General features: G+C 73.1%; 14 protein-coding genes. 8 read left to right on the plus strand and 6 right to left on the minus strand.

From position 1 onward, the window contains the following. Positions 1 to 41: 41 nt before the first annotated feature. Both ABD350_RS17210 and ABD350_RS17215 read right to left on the minus strand, forming a co-directional pair. Positions 42 to 881, minus strand: coding sequence for an IclR family transcriptional regulator (locus ABD350_RS17210; RefSeq protein WP_382467105.1), 840 nt, complete (start codon positions 879 to 881; stop codon positions 42 to 44). Positions 882 to 1049: 168 nt separating this feature from the next. Next, positions 1050 to 1565: a hypothetical protein gene (locus tag ABD350_RS17215; protein ID WP_344348997.1), complete on the minus strand. Its 516-nt coding sequence runs from the start codon at positions 1563 to 1565 to the stop codon at positions 1050 to 1052. A gap of 417 nt (positions 1566 to 1982) precedes the next feature. Between ABD350_RS17215 and ABD350_RS17220 the strand changes: the two genes are divergently transcribed. Genes ABD350_RS17220 through ABD350_RS17240 form a run of 5 tightly spaced genes read left to right on the plus strand, consistent with a single transcriptional unit; the run spans position 1983 to position 9848 of the window. Next, entirely contained in the window at positions 1983 to 4763 is a 2781-nt protein-coding gene (locus ABD350_RS17220) for a nitrate- and nitrite sensing domain-containing protein (protein WP_344348998.1), read from the plus strand. Continuing rightward, entirely contained in the window at positions 4760 to 5194 is a 435-nt protein-coding gene (locus tag ABD350_RS17225; RefSeq protein ID WP_030793366.1) for a roadblock/LC7 domain-containing protein, read from the plus strand. Before ABD350_RS17220 ends, ABD350_RS17225 begins: the two co-directional genes overlap by 4 nt. Positions 5195 to 5203: 9 nt before the next feature. Continuing rightward, on the plus strand, positions 5204 to 5599 hold the full coding sequence (locus tag ABD350_RS17230; protein WP_344348999.1) for a DUF742 domain-containing protein: 396 nt from the start codon (positions 5204 to 5206) through the stop codon (positions 5597 to 5599). A gap of 24 nt (positions 5600 to 5623) precedes the next feature. After that, positions 5624 to 9262 carry a hydantoinase B/oxoprolinase family protein gene (locus ABD350_RS17235; RefSeq protein WP_344349000.1) on the plus strand — a complete coding sequence of 1213 codons (3639 nt, stop codon included), beginning with the start codon at positions 5624 to 5626 and terminating at the stop codon, positions 9260 to 9262. Continuing rightward, positions 9243 to 9848 carry a GTP-binding protein gene (locus ABD350_RS17240; protein ID WP_344349001.1) on the plus strand — a complete coding sequence of 202 codons (606 nt, stop codon included), beginning with the start codon at positions 9243 to 9245 and terminating at the stop codon, positions 9846 to 9848. Before ABD350_RS17235 ends, ABD350_RS17240 begins: the two co-directional genes overlap by 20 nt. A 277-nt stretch (positions 9849 to 10125) precedes the next feature. On the opposite strand, the gene ABD350_RS17245 is transcribed toward ABD350_RS17240, so the two are convergent. After that, complete coding sequence (locus ABD350_RS17245) at positions 10126 to 11775, minus strand: GGDEF domain-containing protein (protein WP_344349002.1); 1650 nt, start codon at positions 11773 to 11775, stop codon at positions 10126 to 10128. Between the two features lie 325 nt (positions 11776 to 12100). Between ABD350_RS17245 and ABD350_RS17250 the strand changes: the two genes are divergently transcribed. After that, positions 12101 to 12637, plus strand: coding sequence for an NUDIX domain-containing protein (locus tag ABD350_RS17250; protein ID WP_344349003.1), 537 nt, complete (start codon positions 12101 to 12103; stop codon positions 12635 to 12637). A 10-nt stretch (positions 12638 to 12647) separates the two neighbouring features. Here ABD350_RS17250 and ABD350_RS17255 read toward each other — a convergent pair whose 3' ends face one another. Then, entirely contained in the window at positions 12648 to 15008 is a 2361-nt protein-coding gene (locus ABD350_RS17255; RefSeq protein ID WP_344349004.1) for a glycoside hydrolase family 31 protein, read from the minus strand. Between the two features lie 213 nt (positions 15009 to 15221). Between ABD350_RS17255 and ABD350_RS17260 the strand changes: the two genes are divergently transcribed. Both ABD350_RS17260 and ABD350_RS17265 read left to right on the plus strand, forming a co-directional pair. Continuing rightward, positions 15222 to 17198, plus strand: a complete 1977-nt coding sequence (locus tag ABD350_RS17260; protein ID WP_344349005.1) for an acetoacetate--CoA ligase — start codon at positions 15222 to 15224, stop codon at positions 17196 to 17198. 198 nt (positions 17199 to 17396) lie between these two features. Continuing rightward, entirely contained in the window at positions 17397 to 18290 is an 894-nt protein-coding gene (locus ABD350_RS17265; protein ID WP_344349006.1) for a hypothetical protein, read from the plus strand. Between the two features lie 89 nt (positions 18291 to 18379). Here ABD350_RS17265 and ptsP read toward each other — a convergent pair whose 3' ends face one another. Both ptsP and ABD350_RS17275 read right to left on the minus strand, forming a co-directional pair. Further along, entirely contained in the window at positions 18380 to 20050 is a 1671-nt protein-coding gene (gene ptsP / locus ABD350_RS17270) for a phosphoenolpyruvate--protein phosphotransferase (protein WP_344349007.1), read from the minus strand. 78 nt (positions 20051 to 20128) lie between these two features. Continuing rightward, positions 20129 to 20578: a PTS sugar transporter subunit IIA gene (locus ABD350_RS17275; protein WP_344349008.1), complete on the minus strand. Its 450-nt coding sequence runs from the start codon at positions 20576 to 20578 to the stop codon at positions 20129 to 20131. Positions 20579 to 20963: the final 385 nt, after the last annotated feature.

A 20963-nucleotide genomic window follows, 5' to 3' on the forward strand; every position in this document is an offset into this window, starting at 1 on the left:
GCCGGCCGATGTGGCGCGGTGCCGTCAGGCGTCGACGCCCGTCAGAAGCCGTACCCCATCCGCCGGGACAGCTCGGCTCCCGCCGCGGCCGTACGCGCGGCCACCTTCGGCAGCCGGTCCGCGTCGAGCCGGTACACCGGGCCCGAGACGCTGATGGCCGCGATCACCTCGCCGTCGTGCGCGCGCACCGGTGCCGCGACGGCCGCGAGGCCCGGTTCCAGTTCCTCGACCGTGACGCCGTATCCCTGCCGCACCACGGCCTCCAGCTCGGCGCGCAGCATCGCCGCACCCGTGACCGTACGGTCCGTGAACCGCGTCAACGGCCGCGCCAGCAGACCCTCGCGCAGGGTCGGCGACAGGTGCGCGAGGAGCACCTTGCCGCTGGACGTGGCGTGCAGCGGGGTGCGTCTGCCCAGCCAGTTCTGCGCGGTCACGGCCGCGGTGCCGCGCGCCTGCATGATGTTCACCGCGGCGTCGTCGTCGAGGACGGCGATGTTGACCGTCTCGCCCAGCTCGTCGGCGACCTCACGGCACACCGGGACGGCCTCCTGCGAGATGTCGAGACGCACCGCCGCCGCTCCCGCCAGGCGCAGTACGCCCGCCCCCAGGCAGTACTTCCCGCGCTCCATGGCCTGGGCCACCAGGCCCCGGTTCTCCAGGACCCCGAGCAGCCGGAACGCCGTGGACTTGTGGACGTCCAGCTCCGCGGCGATCTCGGTGACGCCCGCCTCGCCGTGCCGGGCGAGGATCTCCAGCACGCTCACGGCGCGGTCCACCGACTGCACCGCGCCGGCCGCCCCACGGCCGCCCGGCCGCTCCGGGCGCCCCGGCTCCCGGGCGGTCCGCCCGCCGCGGTCGGGCTGCTTCTGCGTGCGGGGCATGGCTTGACTCTCATCATCCGGGGCCGCGTTCGTTGCGCAGGGCGCTTCGTCGTGCGCCATACGAAACCCGATGCTATCGAAGGGCCCGGTCAAGGGCTCGACAGCCGCCCCGCCTCACGGATGTGGCAGGCCCCGCCCCGCCTCAGGAGTGTGACAGGCCGCCCCGCCTCAGGGGTGCGACAGCTGCCCCGCCCCACCCCTGCGTCGTATCCGCTCCTGTTCCCGCAGGGCCGCACGCTCCTGGCGGCGGCGAGCCCGTCGCTCCCGGCGCAGGGCGCGGGCCGTGCTGCTCGGCTCCGAGACCACACCGTGCCGCTGGTTCCACACCTGGCGGGTCACCCACACGTCGACCACGGCCCACGTGGCCACCACCGTGCCGGCCACACCGCCCATCACCATCGGGAACGCCAGCCAGGAACCGGCCAGCGTGCACAAGAACGCGACCATCGCCTGGATCAGCGTCACCGCGATGACGAGGACGGCCCGCACCGCCGCCGCACGCACCGGATCGGGCACCGGATGCCGGCGCGCGGGCTCCTCGACCCACAACGGCCGGTGTCCGTACCGCGGTTCGTCGCCGCCCGGCTCCCCGCCGCCTTGTGGTGCCGTGCCGCCCCACCCTGTCCGCGGGCGCCCCGCCTCGCTCTTCCCGTGCGCCTCGCGCCGTTCCGCCGTGCCCGTCACCGTGTCACTCCCCACCGCCGGCAGACCGCTCGCCCCCGGAGTCCGAAGACCCCGCCTCCCCAGTGGCTGCCCGGCTTGCGCCGCTTTACGCCGCCGGGACGCGGGATGCGGCCGCTGTGGCCTATTCCGCCCCCAATTCCCATAGAGAAGGACGAACGAGACCGGGTGAAGATTCCCGCACGGCGAAAAAATCCGGCCAACCACCCGCCAAAGTTGCCACAAGCGGCCGGTCGTGGCCCTCCGGAACGCGGTGGCAATCTCCCCTAATGCCCGGACAACTCGCCATCTCTCGCCTGCGGTGCGGAACTTCACCCACCGGACGTGTCTTCGAGTTAGCTGTGGGGCGGTAGTAGGCTCGCGCCGTTTGCTGACGGACATGAACACCCCCGACCAGCGGGGGTCGAGCTGGGGGAGGCCATGCGCTTTCGCGGGAAGTCGATCCGCCGGAAGATCGTGGCGCTGCTTCTCGTGCCGCTGGTGTCCCTGACCGGCGTCTGGGCGTTCGCCACGGTGTTCGCCGGCCGGGAAGTGGCCCAGCTGTTCCGCGTGTCCGGCGTCATCGAGGACATCGGTTACCCCGCCGAGGACACCGTCCGCGTCCTGCAGCAGGAACGCCGCCAGGCCCTCGTCTACCTCGCCGACCCGCGGGCCTCCGAGGCCCTGTCCGGTCTGCACCGCACCCGCGCCGCCACCGACCGGTCGATCACCACGCTCCGCCGGAACGCCGAGGACCAGGACACCCGGGACCGCCTGGAGACGGACGGCCGTGACCACCTGACCGCCGTCCTGGACTCCCTGGACGGCCTCGACTCCCTGCGCCGCAGCGTCGAGGAGCGCTCCGTCACCCGGGCCCAGGCACTCGGCCTCTACAACCGCCTCGTCGACCCCTGCTACGCGCTGCTCGCCTCCCTCGTCGGCATCGACGACGTCGAGGTCGAGAAGCAGGCCCGCGCCCTGGTCAACCTCACCCGCGCCCGCGAACTGCTCGCCCGCGAGGACGCCCTGCTCGGCTCGTCCCTCGTCGTCGGCCGGCTCACCCGGGACGAGACCCGTGAGATCTCCGACCTCGTCGCCCAGCGCACCCTGCTGTACGACATCAGCCTCCCGCTGCTGCCCGCCGCCGAACGCGCACGCTACGAACGCTTCTGGAAGAACGCCACCACGGCACCCCTGCGTGGAGCCGAACGGACCGTCGTCGCCATGGACTCCGGCACTCCCCGCGGTGTCACCGCCGAGAGCTGGGATTCCGCCGCGGCCACCGCCCTGGACGAACTCGGCACCCTCGACGACCAGGCGAGCGACCGCTACCAGGACCGCATGCGCCCGGTGGCCGTCGGTGTCATCGCCAAGGCGGCCGTCGTCGGCCTCCTCGGACTGATCGCCCTCCTCGTCTCCGTCGTCCTGTCCATCCGGATCGGCCGCGCCCTCATCCGCGACCTGCGCCAGCTGCGTCTGGAGGCCCACGAGGCGTCCGGTGTCCGGCTGCCCAGCGTGATGCGCCGGCTGTCCGCCGGTGAACAGGTCGACGTCGAGACCGAGGTGCCGCGCCTGGAGTACGACAAGAACGAGATCGGCGAGGTCGGGCAGGCCCTCAACACCCTGCAGCGGGCCGCCGTGGAGGCCGCCGTCAAGCAGGCCGAACTGCGTGCCGGTGTCTCCGAGGTCTTCGTCAACCTCGCCCGCCGCAGCCAGGTGCTGCTGCACAAGCAGCTCACCCTGCTCGACAGCATGGAGCGCCGTACCGAGGACACCGACGAACTCGCCGACCTGTTCCGCCTGGACCACCTCACCACCCGTATGCGCCGGCACGCCGAGGGCCTGGTGATCCTCTCCGGTGCCGCGCCCTCCCGGCAGTGGCGCCGCCCCGTGCAGCTGATGGACGTCGTCCGCGCCGCCGTCGCCGAGGTCGAGGACTACGAGCGCATCGAGGTCCGGCGCCTGCCGCGGGTCGCCGTCACCGGGCCCGCCGTCGCCGACCTCACCCACCTCGTGGCCGAACTCCTGGAGAACGCCACGGTCTTCTCGCCCCCGCACACCGGCGTCCAGGTCGTCGGCGAGCGGGTCGCCAACGGCTTCACCCTGGAGATCCACGACCGGGGTCTCGGTATGACGGCCGAGGCACTCCTCGACGCCAATCTCCGCCTCGCCGAGACACCCGAGTTCGAACTGTCCGACACCGACCGGCTGGGCCTGTTCGTCGTCAGCCGGCTCGCCCAGCGCCAGAACGTCCGGGTCTCCCTCCAGCCGTCGCCGTACGGCGGGACCACCGCCGTGGTGTTCATCCCCGACGCGCTGCTCACCGAGGACGTCCCGGACACCAACGGCGCCGGTTTCCGGCTCGACCGGGACCGCCCCGGAAACGGCGGCGAGCAGGCGCTCGGCCGGAGCGGCGGGCGGTCCCCGGAGCCGCTGCGGCTGCCCGGACCGCCGACCTCCGTGCTGGACGGCCCGGTCGAGCTGGAGGCGCCCGTCGATCTCGACGCGCTGGACGACTTCCCCGGCGCCCTGCCGGACGAGGACAGCGAGCGCGGCGGCCTGTTCCGCCCCCGCCGGCCGCGCCCGGGCGGCGACGACCAGCCGGCCGGCCGGCCCGCGCACCACGAGGCCGGCGACCGCGGAGCCGTACCGCTGCCCCGGCGGCAGACGCCCAAGCTGGTCAGCTCGCACGGCAAGCCCGTCACCGACCAGCGGCCCCGCCGCGGCGAACCGGCCCCGGGACCCACCGCCGGCCCGGGTGCCTCCGACGCCGGCGAACTGGCCCCGCTGCCCTCCCGCCGCCGCGGCACCGCCGCCCGGCGCCCCCTCACCGACCCCGCCGGCGACCGGCCCGGAGCCCCGGCCGAGAGCACCGGCGAGACGTCCGGCGTCCCGGAGCTGCCCAGGCGCACCCGGCCCCTGACGTCCGGCCCCGGCGCTCCGGCGGACCCGGCCCCGCCCCCCGGCGGCCCGGCCCCGGAGCCGGGCGCCAGGCCGCTGCCCCGGCGTGTGCGCCAGGCCAGCCTGGCCCCCCAGCTCAAGCAGGACACCGAACGGCGCGCCGGACGCGCGGAGGAGCCCGCCGACCGCGACGCCGACGAGGTCCGCAGCCGGATGGCCTCGCTCCAGCGCGGCTGGCAGCGCGGCCGCGAGGAGAACGCCGCGGGCGACGGGACCCACAACGGCACAGCACAAGGAACGACCAAGGGAGACGGTCGATGACCGCACCGAAGGCCACCGGCCACACGACGACGAACAAGGGGGAGCTGAACTGGCTCCTGGACGACCTGGTGGACCGGGTCGCCAGCATCCGCAAGGCCGTCATCCTGTCCGGCGACGGACTGCCGACAGGGGTGTCCAAGGACCTGACCAGGGAGGACAGCGAGCACCTGGCAGCCGTCGCGTCCGGCTTCCACAGCCTCGCCAAGGGCGTGGGCCGCCACTTCGACGCGGGCGGCGTCCGGCAGACCATCGTCGAGCTGGACGGCGCCTTCCTCTTCGTCACCGCCGCCGGCGACGGCAGCTGCCTCGCCGTCCTCTCGGACGCCGACTCCGACGTCGGACAGGTCGCCTACGAGATGACGCTGCTGGTCAAGCGGGTCGGCGTGCACCTGGGCACCGCCCCGCGCACCGATCTGCCCGCAGGCGGGTAGTGGGATGGCATGAGCGGAGACGGTCAGGGAAGAAACCACTGGTTCGACGACGAGGCCGGGCCGGTCGTCCGGCCGTACGCCATGACACGTGGCCGTACCACGAGCGAGGGCCAGCATCGCCTCGACCTGATCGCGGTGGTCGTCACCGAGCTCGACGCCGGTGACCCGGAAACGGACCCGACGCTGTCCCCCGAGCACGTGGACATCGTCGGGCTCTGCCGGGACGAGCCCCAGTCGGTCGCCGAACTGGCCGCGGAACTCGATCTGCCCATCGGCGTGGTCCGCGTGCTCATCGGCGATCTGGTGCACGCCGGTTTCGTCCATGTGACCCGCCCGGTGCCACCGGCGGAGCTGCCGGACGAGAGTATTCTGCGCGACGTGATCAACGGCCTCCGGGCGCTGTGACCGGCGCGAGAGCGGGGTAGTGACGTGACTGGCTGGCAGTTCTGGGTCGACCGAGGCGGCACCTTCACGGACATCGTCGCGCGGCGCCCGGACGGCCGGCTGCTCACGCACAAGCTGCTGTCCGACAACCCGGCCCGGTACGCCGACGCCGCCGTGGCCGGGGTGCGCGAGCTGCTTGGCGACTCCCGGGAACCCGTCGACGCCGTCCGCATGGGCACCACGGTCGCCACCAACGCCCTGCTGGAACGCAAGGGCGAGCGCACCCTCCTGGTCGTCACCCGGGGTTTCGGTGACGCCCTGCGCATCGCCTACCAGAACCGCCCCCGCATCTTCGCCCGCCGTATCGAGCTGCCCGGACTGCTCCACGAACGGGTCGTGGAGGTGGACGAACGGCTCGCCGCCGACGGCACCGTCCTGCGCGCCCCCGACCTGGACGCCCTGGCCGGCCCGCTCCGGCAGGCGTACGACGACGGGATCCGCGCGATCGCCGTCGTCTGCCTGCACAGCCACCTGCACCCCGGCCACGAGCGCGCCATCGGTGAACTCGCCGCCCGCGTCGGCTTCCCGCAGATCTCGCTGTCCAGCGAGGTCAGTCCGCTGATGAAGCTCGTCCCCCGCGGGGACACCGCCGTCGTGGACGCCTACCTCTCGCCCGTGCTGCGCCGCTACGTGCGGCACGTCGCCGGGGAACTGCGCGGGGTCCGGCTGATGTTCATGCAGTCCAACGGCGGGCTGACGGAGGCCGGGCAGTTCCGCGGCAAGGACGCCGTCCTCTCCGGACCGGCCGGCGGCATCGTCGGCATGGCCCGCATGTCGCAGCGCGCGGGCTTCGAGCGCGTCATCGGTTTCGACATGGGCGGCACCTCCACCGACGTCTCGCACTTCGCCGGCGCCTACGAGCGCGTGTTCACCACCCGGATCGCGGGGGTCCGGCTGCGCGCCCCCATGCTGGACATCCACACGGTCGCCGCCGGCGGCGGCTCCGTCCTGCACTTCGACGGCTCCCGCTACCGGGTCGGCCCCGACTCGGCCGGCGCCGACCCCGGCCCGGCCTGCTACCGGGCCGGCGGCCCGCTCACCGTCACCGACGCCAACCTGATGCTCGGCCGCATCCAGGCCGCCCACTTCCCCGCGGTCTTCGGACCCGGGGGCGACCAGCCCCTGGACGCCACCCTCGTCCGTGACCGGTTCACCGCCCTCGCGCGCGAGATCCACGACCGCACCGGCGACGACCGCACCCCCGAACAGGTGGCCGAGGGCTACCTGCGGATCGCCGTCGCGAACATCGCGGGCGCCGTGAAGCGGATCTCCGTCCAGAAGGGCCACGACGTCACCCGCTACGCACTGACCACCTTCGGCGGAGCGGGCGGCCAGCACGCCTGCCGGGTCGCCGACTCGCTCGGCATCCGCACCGTCCTCGTACCCCCCATGGCCGGTGTCCTCTCCGCACTCGGCATCGGCCTCGCCGACATCACGGCCATGCGGGAGCGGTCCGTGGAGGCACCCCTGGAGGCCGCCGCCATGCCCCGCGTGCGCGCCACGGCCGACGACCTGGAGACGGCGGCGCGCGCCGAACTGGTCGCCGAGGACGTCCCGGAGGACCGGGTCCGCGTCACCCGCCGCGCCCAGCTGCGCTACGACGGCACCGACACCACCCTCACCGTCGCCCTGGCCGGTCCCGAGGCCATGCGGCGGGACTTCGAAGAACGTCATCGCGCCACGTACTCCTTCACCCTCGACCGCCCCGTGGTGATCGAAGCCCTCTCCGTCGAAGCCACCGGCCTCACCACACCCCCCGATCTCTCCGCCCTCGCCCCGTACGAGGGCCGTTCCCGGGCGGCCGGCACCGTCCGCCTGCACACCGGCGGCGCCTGGCGCGACGTACCCCTCCACCGCCGGGAGGCCCTTGCGCCCGGCGAGACCGTCACCGGCCCCGCGCTCATCACCGAGGCCGGCGCGACGACCGTCGTGGACGACGGCTGGCGGGCCGCCGCGACCGAGGACGGGCATCTGGTCATGGAACGCGCGGCGATTACGCAGAGTTCCGAACTCGGCACGGACATCGATCCGGTTCTGCTCGAAGTCTTCAACAACCTCTTCATGTCGATCGCCGAGCAGATGGGCGCCCGGCTGGAGTCCACCGCCCAGTCCGTCAACATCAAGGAGCGGCTGGACTTCTCCTGCGCCCTGTTCGACCCGGCCGGCAACCTGGTGGCCAACGCCCCCCACATCCCTGTCCACCTGGGCTCCATGGGCACCAGCGTCAAAGAGGTCATCCGCCGCCGCGGCTCCGCCATGCGGCCGGGCGACACCTACGCCGTCAACGACCCCTACCACGGCGGCACACACCTGCCCGACGTCACCGTGATCACTCCCGTCTTCGACACCGACCGGACGACGGACACGGGCAGCGAGCCGCGGCTCCTCTTCCACGTCGCCTCACGCGGCCACCACGCCGAGATCGGCGGCATCGCCCCCGGCTCCATGCCGGCCCACAGCCGCACCATCGAGGAGGAGGGCGTCCTCTTCGACAACTGGCTCCTCGCCGAGAACGGACGCTTCCGCGAGGAGGAGACCCTGCGCCTGCTCACCGGGGCGCCGTACCCCTCGCGCAACCCGCGCACCAACCTCGCCGACCTGCGCGCGCAGATCGCCGCCAACCGCAAGGGCGTCGACGAGGTCCGCCGCATGATCGACGAGTTCGGCCTCGACGTCGTCCAGGCCTATATGCGGCACGTCCAGGACAACGCCGAGGAAGCCGTCCGCCGCGTCATCGACGCCCTGGACGATGGCGAGTACGCCTACGAGACCGACTCCGGCGCCGTCATCCGGGTCGCCATCCGCGTCGACCGAGCCGGGCGCCGGGCGACCATCGACTTCACCGGCACCTCCGCGCAACTGGCCACCAACTTCAACGCGCCCCGCGCGGTCGTCGACGCGGCAGTCCTGTACGTCTTCCGCACCCTGGTCGCCGACGACATCCCGCTCAACGAGGGCTGTCTGCGCCCGTTGGACATCATCGTGCCGCCCGGCTCCATGCTCGCTCCCGAGCCGCCGGCCGCCGTCGTCGCCGGCAACGTCGAGACCTCGCAGGCCATCACCGGCGCCCTGTACGCCGCGCTCGGCGTGCAGGCCGAGGGCTCCGGCACCATGAACAACGTCACCTTCGGCAACGAGCGCTACCAGTACTACGAAACCGTCGCCTCCGGTTCCGGCGCAGGCGACGGTTTTCCCGGCGCCGACGTGGTCCAGACCCATATGACCAACTCCCGGCTCACCGACCCGGAAGTCCTGGAATGGCGGCTGCCGGTGCGGCTGGAGGAGTTCGCCGTCCGGCGGGGGAGCGGCGGCGCCGGGCGCTGGCGCGGCGGGGACGGTGCCGTGCGCCGCATCCGCTTCCTGGAGCCGATGACCGTCTCGACGCTCTCCCAGCACCGCCGGGTGCCGCCGTACGGCATGGCCGGCGGCGCACCCGGAGCGCTCGGCGCCAACCGGGTGGAGCGGGCCGACGGCTCGGTCACCGACCTCGGCGCGAGCGGTTCGGCCGACGTCGGCCCCGGAGACGTACTCGTCATCGAAACCCCCGGTGGCGGCGGCTACGGCCGACCGTCGCCCGACCCCCATCAAGCAGGAGAAGAGATCGATGATCTTCGGGCGTTCTGAGCGCGGCAAGCCCCCGGTCGAGCCCGTCACGCTCAAGATCCTGGTGGCCGGCGGCTTCGGCGTGGGCAAGACGACCCTCGTCGGCGCGGTCAGCGAGATCAGACCGCTGCGCACGGAGGAGCTGCTCACCGAGGCCGGGCGGCCGGTCGACGACATCAGCGGTGTGGAGGGCAAGCACACCACCACGGTCGCCATGGACTTCGGCCGTATCACCGTGCGCGAGAACCTGGTGCTCTACCTGTTCGGCACACCCGGGCAGGAACGGTTCTGGTTCATGTGGGACGAGCTGTCCGAGGGCGCCCTCGGTGCCGTCGTCCTCGCCGACACCCGCCGCCTGGAGGACTGCTTCGCCGCCATCGACTACTTCGAGCGGCGTTCCATACCCTTCGTCGTCGGCGTCAACTGCTTCGAGGGCGCCGCGCGGTACCCCATCGAGACCGTCCGCCAGGCGCTGGACCTGGACGACGGCGTGCCCCTCCTGCTGTGCGACGCCCGGGACCGGGAGTCGGTCAAGGAGGTGCTCATCGGGCTCGTCCGGCACGCGATGGCCTACACGGCCGGACGCCGCCGGGCCGCCACCGTCTGATCGCCCGGCAGCCCGCCACGTCCCGCGCCGCCCGCCGGCGGGCACGGCCCGTACCCCCGCCGACCGGGGTACGGGCCGTGGTCCCGTACGGAGCGCCACGCGCGCGCACGCCTGTCATGAAATGCCGGATACCGCCAGGAATGTACGGCGATATCGGCTGACACCGGGAAGTTTTCACCGGCACCGCGGGGGCGTCAAGGCTGTGGACGACGCCGGTGACACCGGCCGCCCGTCATCCCACGGGGCCGCGCCGGACGGCCGTACCGGCGCGGCGGGTTCACCGCCCCGGCTCGGCGGCCGAGAACCCGGCCCCCGCGGGGGCGGGTCCGGGCATGCCGCGCCGGACCTCGTGGCCCGGGAGCCCGGCCCGGCCGAGCACCCAGCTCCCGCCGCGCAGCGCCTTGGCCGCCTTCTTCAGCGGAGCGAGCCGGGCGGCGGCCTGGTGGTGGTCGCCGACGCTGCCCGGAGCGCAGACGACGGTGGCCACCGACAGCGTGACCGGCCGTCCGCCCGCCGTCCAGGGCGCGTCCAGTACGGCCGTCACCAACGGACCGAGCGCCTCCTCGTCGGCCAGCACCAGGAAGTCGTCCCCGCCGATGTGCCCCACCCGGGCCTGCCCCGCCGCCCGCTGGAGCGCGCCGCCGACCGCGCGGATCAGCTCGTCGCCCGCGGCGAACCCGGCCCCGTCGTTGACCTGTTTGAAGTGGTCGATGTCCAGCCAGCTGAGCGCGAACGCCCGCCCCTCGGAGATCCGCCGGTCCACCTCGCCCACGATCGCGTCCGAACCGGGCAGCCTGGTCAGCGGGTTGAGCCCGGCCGCCTCCTCCACCCGGCTCTCGGCCAGCGCCCGTACCAGGTCCGCCAGCCGTACGACCCCTGCGCACCGGCCCTGTTCGTCCACCACCGCCACATCGTCCGAGGTGCGGTCCCGGCCGCCGACCGCGACCACGTCCAGCACCTCCCAGGCCGTCGCGTCCACCCCGACCGTGCGGGGCGTGTCGCCCAGCTTGTACGCCGGCCGGTCGGCGTACAGGGCGTGTCCGTAGCGGGTGGACATCGACAGCAGGAACCGCGAGCGGTGCACCGACCGGACCGGCCGCCCCGACGGGTCCACCAGCAGCACCCCGGACACGTCCGGGGAACCGGTCAGCAGGGCCCGCACCCGCTCCGCCGAGGCGGACAGCGGCAGTACGGCGGCGGGCCGCACGAACTCCCGCACCGACGGCCCGGAACGGGGCGCGGTCAGGGCACCGGGAGTCAGGGACGGAACGTAGACGTCCACGGTGGGGATCCGGGCCGGCGGCGCGAACAGCTCGCCCTGGGCCAGCTGCGCACCGGCCGCCAGGGCCCCCGCGTACTGCAGCTCGGTCTCCACGCCCTCCACCGCCACCAGGGCGCCCAGTTCCTCGCACAGCGTCCGCATCGCCCGTACCGCGGCCGGCCGTGCCAGCAGCGAGGCGTCGAGCTTGACCAGGCCGGGGGAGAGGTCGGTGAGCAGCCTGAGCGGTACGTCGCCGTCCCCGATGCCGTCCGCGCTGATCCGGAACCCCTGCTCGCGCAGCGCGGCCACCGCCTCCAGCAGGGCCCGGTGCGGTACGTGCGTATAGGGCGGGACGATGTCGAGCGTCACCTCCCAGGGCATGCGCCCCGCCCCGCGCACGGCGTCGCGCAGCGGGGTGAGGCCGCCGAGGTCGGCGAGCGTGGCCGCGAACACGTTCAGATGCAGGGGCAGCAGCGTCTCCTGGCGCGCCGCCGCGCGGAACGCCAGCACGGCCAGCCTGCCGTCCAGTTCGGGATCCCGGCGGGCCTCGGCCAGGATGTCGCCGGTCTCCGGGCGGGCGAGTGTCTCCAGTGCGGCGACCGCGCCCGTCCTCAGGTTGACCACCGGCTGGAAGGCGAAGCGGAGAGTATCCGTCCAGGAGTGCACGGGAGCATGATGGGCGCCGCCCGCGCACGCCCAGGCGCAGTTCATGAGACGTTCACGCAGGATTCCGTGGCGGTCACACAGGGTGGACGGCCCTCCGCCCCCGCCCCACCCGGGGGAGCCGTCTGACCGGTCGTCGGAAGGGTGCCACGGGCAACCGGAAACGGGCAGGCCGTGGCGGTGAACCGAAGGGCCCCGGGCGGCGTCGTGTTACAGCGGGGGCGGCCGGGACCGACGGGGGTGATTCCGGCCGCCTCTTCCCGATCCGCCCGTTCCTGACGGCTCGCTGCCGGAACACGCCCCTTTCGTGATCGGATACAGTCCGCGCGTGTCCGAAACTCAGCAACCAACTGCCAATTCCGCGCCGGACTCCCACTGTTCGAGCTGCGGAACGCCCTATGGAGAGGGCATCTCCGGCTGGCCGCGTACCTGCCCGTCCTGCGGGACCGTCGCCTACCGCAACCCGCTGCCGGTCGCGATCGCGCTCCAGCCCGTGTACGACACCCAGGGCACGGCCCTGGTCGTCATCACCCGCACCATCGCCCCCGCGCGCGGAGGCACGGCCCTGCCCGGCGGTTACATCGACGACCGCGAGGACTGGAAGCAGGCCGTCGTCCGCGAACTCAAGGAAGAGACCGGCATCGACGCGGCCGCCCGCGACGTACGGCTCGTGGACGCCATGAGCGCGCCCGACGGGCACCTGCTGCTGTTCGGGCTGCTGCCGGAGCGCCCGGCCGACGGACTGCCGCCCTCCGGCCCCACCGACGAGACCGAGGGCTGGCAGCTGCTGCGCAGACCCGAGGAACTCGCCTTCCCGCTGCACACCGTGGCCGTCAAAGCCTGGTTCGAAGGCCGCTACGTGTGAGCGGCGCGGTTCAGCCCAGCCCGCGCACACGCACCGGGTAGGGCGGCTCGGCCGCGCCGTCCTCCCGCTCCCGGGTGACCACCACCCGTCCGTCCCGGCCGCGGGCGGCATAGCGCTCGATCTCCGGCTCCTCCCACCCGTCGCCCGCGTCCGGCACCACCAGACCGCCGCCGGTCCGCCCGCGCGCGGGCGCCCACACCTCCAGCTCCAGCCCGCCGTCGGCGCCCCGCACGGGCAGCACCGCACCCGCGCGCGCGAACACCGGCACCCGGGACAGCGGCGCGTCGACCACGACCCGCGCCGGCCCCTCGTAGGCCTCCTCCGTCACCGTGTCGTACCAGCGGCCCCGCGGCAGCCGCACCGCACGCCGGCCGGCACCGGGCTCCAGCACCGGTGCCACCAGAAGGCTGTCGCCCAGCAGGAACGCGTCCTCGCAGTCGCGCAGCGCCCGGTCCTCCGGCGACCCCCACCACAGCGGCCGCACATAGGGCGCCCCGGTCCGCCGGGCCAGATGCGCCAGCGTCACGAAGTACGGCAGCAGCCGCCGGCGTTCGAGCAGCACCGCGCGCGCGTGCTCCAGCACCTCGGCACCGAACTCCCACGGCTCCCTGCGCCCGGCCCGGGGGCCCGCGTGGGTCCGGAACAGCGGCATATACGCGCCCAGCTGGAACCAGCGCAGATACAGCTCGGGCGACGGACCGCCGTCGGCACCGCCCACGTCCGGACCCGAGTACGGCACCCCGCACAGCCCCAGCCCCAGCACCAGCGACAGCGACGCCCGCAGCCCCGGCCAGCCCGTCGCCACATCCCCCGACCACGCACCCCCGTACCGCTGCAGCCCCGCCCAGCCCGAACGGGACAACACGAAGGGCCGCGCCTCGGGCGCCAGCTCGCGCAGCCCCTCGTAGGCCGCCCGGGCCATGCACAGCGCGTACACGTTGTGCGCCTCCCGGTGGTCACCGCCGCGCCCCTCCAGAGCGTGCCGGGCCGACCGCGGCAACGTCGGCTCACCGAAGGCGCCGAACGACGTCGGCTCGTTCATGTCGTGCCAGAACCCCGCGAAACCCTGCTCCAGCCGCTCCCCGTAGAGCCCGCCCCACCACGCGCGCACGCGCGCGTGCGTGAAGTCCGGGAAGACCGACTCGCCGGCCCACGCCAGACCCTCCACCGTGCGGCCCCGCGCGTCCCGCACGAACGCGTCCACGGCACTGCCGCCGTCGTACACGGCGTCACCCGGTTCCGCCCGCACCGCCGGATCCACGACCGACACCAGCCGGATCCCGTCCCGGCGCAGCTCCTCGGCCAGCACCGGCAGCTTGGGGAAACGCTGCTCGTCGACGGTGAACACCCGGTGGTCGTCGAAGTGGTCGATACCGAGGTGCACGGCGTCCAGCGGCAGCCCCCGCTCGTGATAGCCGGCGACGATCCGGCGCACCTCCTGCTCGCTGCCGAAACCCCGTCGCGCGTGCTGGTACCCCAGGGCCCACGCGGGCGGCAGCGCGGGCGCCCCGGTCAGCGAGGCCCACGTGTACAGCACGCGCGCGGGAGTGCCCACCATCGCCCAGCAGCGCAGCGGGCCGCCGTCCATGTGCACTTCGCAGCGCCCCGCCCGGTCGTGCCCGGACCCGGCACCCTCCTCGCCCTCCCGCAGCACCACCGAGCCGTCCCAGGTGGTGTCGTGGAACACCAGATGCGTGCCCGCGTCCGCCACCACCAGCTGCACCGGCATGGTCAGATACAGCGGATCGTCACCGGGCCCGAACGCCCGGCCGGGATCGGTGTTCCACAGCCGGTACCTCCCGTCGCGCAGCCGAGGTCCGGACGCCCGCCCGCCCAGCCCGAAGAACCGGGCGTCCGCCGCCACCTCCGACCGCTGCACCCACCGCGCCGCACCCCCGCCGACCGGCTCCCACCAGCGCGGCGGCAGCTCCCGCCGCAGCACCACCCCGCCCGGCGTGCACACCTGCAGCGCGCCGTGCCGCGACACGACCACGGTCACCCGCTCGGCCACCACCCGCCAGCCGCCGTCCTTGTCCGGCTCCAGCACCGCCCGCGGATCCGGCTCCGGACCACTCCCCGCGAGCGCGTACGACGGCAGCGCACCGGCCCCGTCCCACCCCCAGAACACCGCCCCGTTCGCCGCCACCACGATCCGCAGCTCGGAACGGTCGAACCGGATCAGCCCGCCGCCCGGACCCGGCTCCACGTCCCGCACCTGCCCCGGCACCCGGGCCCGCTCGGGCCCCCGCAGCGGCAGCCCCGCCGCGTCGATACGCCTCCTGCGCCACGCGGCCCGCACGGTGCGCAACCCCCGAGCCGCCCTCCCCGAACCGACCAGACTCACCGAACGCACCAGGTCACGACCGTCCATGCTGCTCACCCTGCCACTGAGCGTCCCACGCGCGCGTGCCGTTCAACTGCCGTTCACCCGTGCCCGGGCCACATCTTCACGACATCGACTATGTGAGGCGAACCCTGGTGCAGAAGTCGATCACATGGCATCGTCCGTGTCAGCCGCGTCACGCGCACACCCCAGCCCGTGCGCGGACCGACGCACACGACGCGCACAGCCCGGGAGCCTCCCATGTCGACCGCGAACCCCCAGCCGCTCTGGCAGCCCGACCCCGAGCGGATCGCCCAGGCCCGCATCACCCGGTTCCAGGCATGGGCCGCCGAACACCACGGCGCCCCGGCCGAGGGCGGCTACCCGGCCCTGCACCGGTGGTCCGTCGACCGGCTCGACACCTTCTGGAAAGCCGTCACGGAGTGGTTCGACGTACGGTTCGCCACCCCCTACACGCGCGTGCTCGGCGACCGCGCCATGCCCGGCGCCCGCTGGTTCCCCGGAGCCACCCTCAACTACGCCGAACACGCCCTGCGCGCCGCGGCCGACCGCGCCGCCGAACCCGCCCTGCTGTGCGTGGACGAGACCCACGAACCCCGCCCCGTGACCTGGTCCGAGCTGCGCCGCCAGGTCGGCTCCCTCGCCGCCGAACTCCGCGCGCTCGGCGTACGCCCCGGCGACCGCGTCAGCGGCTACCTCCCCAACATCCCCGAGGCCGTCGTCGCCCTCCTCGCCACGGCCGCCGTCGGCGCCGTATGGACCTCCTGCGCCCCCGACTTCGGCGCCCGCAGCGTCCTCGACCGCTTCCAGCAGGTCGAACCCGTCGTCCTGTTCACCGTCGACGGCTACCGCTACGGCGGCAAGGAACACGACCGCCGTGACATCGTCGCCGAACTGCGCCGCGAACTGCCCACCCTGCGCGCCGTCGTCCACATCCCGCTGCTGGGCACCGACACTCCCGAAGGCGCCCTCGAATGGTCGGCGCTGACCGCCGGGGACACCGAGCCGGTCTACGAGCAGGTCCCCTTCGACCACCCGCTGTGGGTGCTGTACTCCTCCGGCACGACCGGCCTGCCCAAGGCCATCGTCCAGTCGCAGGGCGGCATCCTGGTCGAACACCTCAAACAGCTCGGCCTGCACTGCGACCTCGGTCCCGGGGACCGCTTCTTCTGGTACACCTCGACCGGCTGGATGATGTGGAACTTCCTCGTCTCCGGCCTCCTGACGGGCACCACGATCGTCCTGTACGACGGCAGCCCCGGCCACCCGGACACCGGCGCCCAGTGGCGGATCGCCGAACGCACCGGGGCCACCCTCTACGGCACCTCCGCCGCCTACGTCATGGCCTGCCGCAAGGCCGGCGTCCACCCCGCCCGCGACTACGACCTGTCCATGGTCGAATGCGTCGCCACCACCGGCTCCCCGCTGCCGCCCGACGGCTTCCGCTGGCTGCACGACGAGTTCGCCGAGGGCGGGGCCGACCTGTGGATCGCCTCCGTCAGCGGCGGCACGGACGTCTGCTCCTGCTTCGCCGGCGCCGTACCCACCCTCCCCGTGTACACCGGCGAACTCCAGGCACCCGGCCTCGGCACCGACCTGCGGTCCTGGGACCCGAACGGCGCACCCCTCGTGGACGAGGTCGGCGAACTGGTCGTCACCCAGCCCATGCCCTCCATGCCGATCAGCTTCTGGAACGACCCCGACGGCAGCCGCTACCACGACAGCTACTTCGACACCTACCCCGGCGTCTGGCGCCACGGCGACTGGATCACCGTCACCTCCCGGGGCTCCGTGATCATCCACGGCCGCTCCGACTCCACCCTCAACCGGCAGGGCGTCCGCATGGGTTCGGCAGACATCTACGAGGTCGTCGAACGCCTGCCCGAGATCAGGGAATCCCTCGTCATCGGCGTCGAACAACCCGACGGCGGCTACTGGATGCCGCTGTTCGTGCACCTCGCACCCGGCGCCGTCCTGGACGAGGCGCTCCTGAACCGCCTCAAGCAGGCCATCCGCGAACAGCTCTCCCCCCGCCACGTCCCGGACGAGATCATCGAGGTCCCCGGCATCCCGCACACCCTCACCGGCAAGCGCATCGAGGTCCCGGTCAAGCGTCTGCTGCAGGGCACCCCGCTGGAAAAGGCGGTCAACCCCGGCTCCATCGACAACGTCGCCCTGCTCGGCTTCTACGAGGAACTGGCCCGCAAGCGCGCCTGACCCACCGGAACATCACCCTCCGCACCGGTCCCGGTCCCCCGCCGAACCAGACCGCGACGTCCGGGACCGCCTCCCCACACCGACCATGACCTGGGAAGACACCCTCCACAAGCCGGTCCACGCCAGCCGGCGGACGGCCGTTGTCAGTGCCGACGGTTACGGTGAGTGAGCACTGATCGACCGCGCATTGGGGGAATCATGGCGCACACCGACCACCAGGCCCTGCGACGCGTCCTGCGCCGTGAGATCGCCGGCACCATCGGCGTTCTCACCGACGACCACGACTTCCGCGCCATGCGGCGCTACCGCAGCTTCACCTTCGACGACCACACGGCCTACCTGAGGCAACTGGAGACGGTCCTCAAGGCCCGCGCCGCACAGGGCAGCCACACCACACTCGCCCTGTTCGACCCGGAGGACTACGCCGCGTACTGCGCGGACACCGGACTCGACCCGGACGCCCCGGCCAGCCGCAGCCGGTTCACCGCACAGCTCGCGGCCACCGGCCCCACCGTTCCCTACGACGGCCGCCCGCTCACCGACCTCCTGCCCCAGCTCGTGGACGAGGCCGTACGCCAGGCCACCTGGGAGTACGCCACCACCCTCCTCACCCGCCTCGGCCCCTGCCCGACCTGCGGCGAGGACATCGGCAGGGCCGCCTTCACCCGCGCCTCCGACCTCCTGGTCCGCATCCTCGACACCGCACCGCCCGGCGAGAGGCACCTCGTCTGCAGCGTCTCCGGACCACCGGACACCCTCGTCTCCGTCCTGCACGGCGACCAGGACGACACCGGCGCGACCCGCCTGGACGAGGCGGAGGCCCTGGAATTCACCAGCGTCCTCGCCCTCGGACTGGCCACCCGCAGCCCCGGCGGACTCGTCATCCGCACCAGCGCCGCCGGCACCGCCGACCGCGTCTACGGCTGGCGCCTGCGCCGCGGCACCCTCGAACCCCTGACGGCCTCGGAAGTCTTCGACGCCTACTGCACCGACGTCGAATCCGGCGACCTCATCCCACCCGAGTCCGGCGTCGACTACGGCGCGCCCCCCGACCTCGGAGACGACGGCACGGCAGCGCACCACCGCCACTGAGACACGGCCACCGCCCGCACACGCGTCAGGGGCGCCCCACCCGAAGGCAGGACGCCCCTGACCGACAGCGCCCGAAGGCACCGGTACGGCTACTCGCCGGACAGCACCGCCTGAGCGGCGCCCCGCGCCTCCTCGGCGCTGTCCGCCGCACGCGCCGCGGCGGCGGCCCGCTCACACTGCGCCAGCGTGTACTTCGCCAGCGTGGCGCGCACATACGGAATCGACGCCGACCCCATGGACAGGGAGGTGACCCCCAGACCGGTCAGCACACAGGCCAGCAGCGGATCGGACGCGGCCTCACCGCACACCCCGCAGCTCTTGCCCTCGGCCCGCGCGGCCTCGGCCGACAGCGCCACCAGGTCGAGCAGCGCCGGCTGCCACGGGTCCTGGAGCCGCGACACCGCGCCCACCTGCCGGTCCGCCGCGAACGTGTACTGCGCGAGGTCGTTGGTCCCCAGCGACAGGAACTCGACCTCCCGCAGGATCGAGCGCGCCCGCAGCGCGGCCGACGGAATCTCGACCATCGCACCGAACTTGGCCTGAAGCCCCGCCTCCCGGCAGGCGTCCGCGAACGCCTTGGCGTCCTGGCGGTCCGCCACCATGGGCGCCATCACCTCAAGGTGGACGGGCAGCCCCTCGGCGGCCTTGGCCAGCGCCGTCAGCTGAGTGCGCAGCACCTCGGGGTGGTCGAGCAGCGTCCGCAGACCCCGCACACCCAGCGCCGGGTTCGGCTCGTCCGCCGGCGTGAGGAAGTCCAGGGGCTTGTCCGCGCCCGCGTCCAGCACCCGTACGACCACACGACCCTCGGGGAACGCCTCCAGCACCTGCCGGTAGGCCTCCACCTGTCTCTGCTCGGAAGGAGCCTTCTTGCTGTCGTCCAGGAACAGGAACTCGGTACGGAACAGACCGACGCCCTCGGCACCCGCCTCGACCGCCGCCGGCACATCCGCCGGCCCGCCCACGTTGGCCAGCAGCGGCACCTTGTGCCCGTCCGCGGTCACACCGGGACCCGTCGAGGCGGCCAGCGCCGCCTTGCGCTCGGCAGCCGCGGCCGAAAGCCGCGCCTTCTGCTCCTCGCTCGGGTTGACGAAGACATCACCCGTGCTGCCGTCCACGGCGACCACCGTGCCCTCGGCCAGCTCGCCGGCGCCCGGCAGCGCCACGACGGCCGGCACGCCCAGCGCCCGCGCCAGGATCGCGCTGTGGCTGGTCGGACCGCCCTCCTCGGTGACGAAACCGAGCACGAGCGACGGATCCAGCAGCGCGGTGTCGGCCGGAGCCAGATCCCGGGCCACGAGTACATACGGCTGGTCGCTGTCCGGCACACCCGGCATCGGCACGCCCAGCAGCCGCGCGACGATACGGTTCCGCACGTCGTCCAGGTCGGCCACACGCCCCGCGAGGTACTCGCCGGCACCGGCCAGCAGCTCCCGGTACGCCGCGAACGCGTCGTACACCGCCCGCTCCGCGGTGCTGCCGACGGCGATCCGCCGGTCCACGTCCGCCATCAGCTCGGGGTCCTGGGCCATCATGGCCTGCGCTTCCAGCACGGCCTGGGCCTCGCCGCCCGCCAGATTCCCGCGCGCCATCAGATCGGCGGCCACGGCGTCGACGGCCTGCCGGGCGCGCCCCTGCTCCCGCTCGGCGTCCTCGGCGGGGATCTGCTTGGCCGGCGGCTCCAGCACCGCCGTGCCCATGTGCCGAACCTCGCCGATCGCCACGCCATGGCTCACGCCGACGCCTCGCAGCGTTGTCTCCATCTCACCCGTCTCCAGTAGTGCGGCGGGTCCCGCCGCCGCGGTGGTTGTCCTGTACGCCGCCCTGGGACGGCACAGTCGTCAGTTCCAGGAGAAGAGGCTGTCGCCGGTCTCCACGTCACCGCTGTCACGCAGTTCGGAGAGGGACTCGGCAGTGGCTTCCAGGGCGACGACCGGGCACACCGGGGACTTGCCGGCGGCTTCGACGGCGGCCGGGTTCCAGCGGACGACGGCCTGGCCGCGGGTGACCCTGTCCCCCTTGGCGACGAGCAGCTCGAAGCCCTCGCCGTTGAGCTGGACCGTGTCGATGCCGAGGTGGGTGAGCACCCCGTGGCCGCTCTCGTCGACCACGACGAACGCGTGCGGGTGCAGGGAGACGATGACGCCGTCCACGGGCGCCACCGCCTCGGAGGCCTCGCGCACGGGATCGATCGCGGTACCCGGGCCGACCATGGCCCCGGAGAAGACCGGGTCCGGCACTGCGGCCAGTCCGATGGCCCGTCCAGCGAGAGGGGACGTCACGGTGGTCATGGGAAGCCTCCCAAGGAGTGGAGCTGCTCGCAGGCCGTCACCGCCTGTCCCGGACGGCATACCGAGCAGCAGCGTATGTCAAATGAACTGGCGGTTCCGGATAGAAGCTACCAGCTAGTGGTCTAGACCACCAACCATGGCGATTTGCATGGCCTTCCAGGCCGCGTGTACAGTCGTAACCCTGCTCGAGGCGAGAGGCACGAAACAGTGCCCAGCCCCTGGCGGCAACCAAACTCATCAGATCCTGATCTCTGGATCTTCTTCTGCGTGCTTGCAGGAGAGTGGTCAGAGAGACGGAAAAACCCTGGTAGAGTTTGAAACACCGAAGGGAAGCGCCCGGAGGAAAGCCCGAGAGGGTGAGTACAAAGGAAGCGACCGTTCCTTG

The organism is Streptomyces nogalater (genome assembly GCF_039532885.1).
GTDB classification, from domain to species: domain Bacteria; phylum Actinomycetota; class Actinomycetes; order Streptomycetales; family Streptomycetaceae; genus Streptomyces; species Streptomyces nogalater.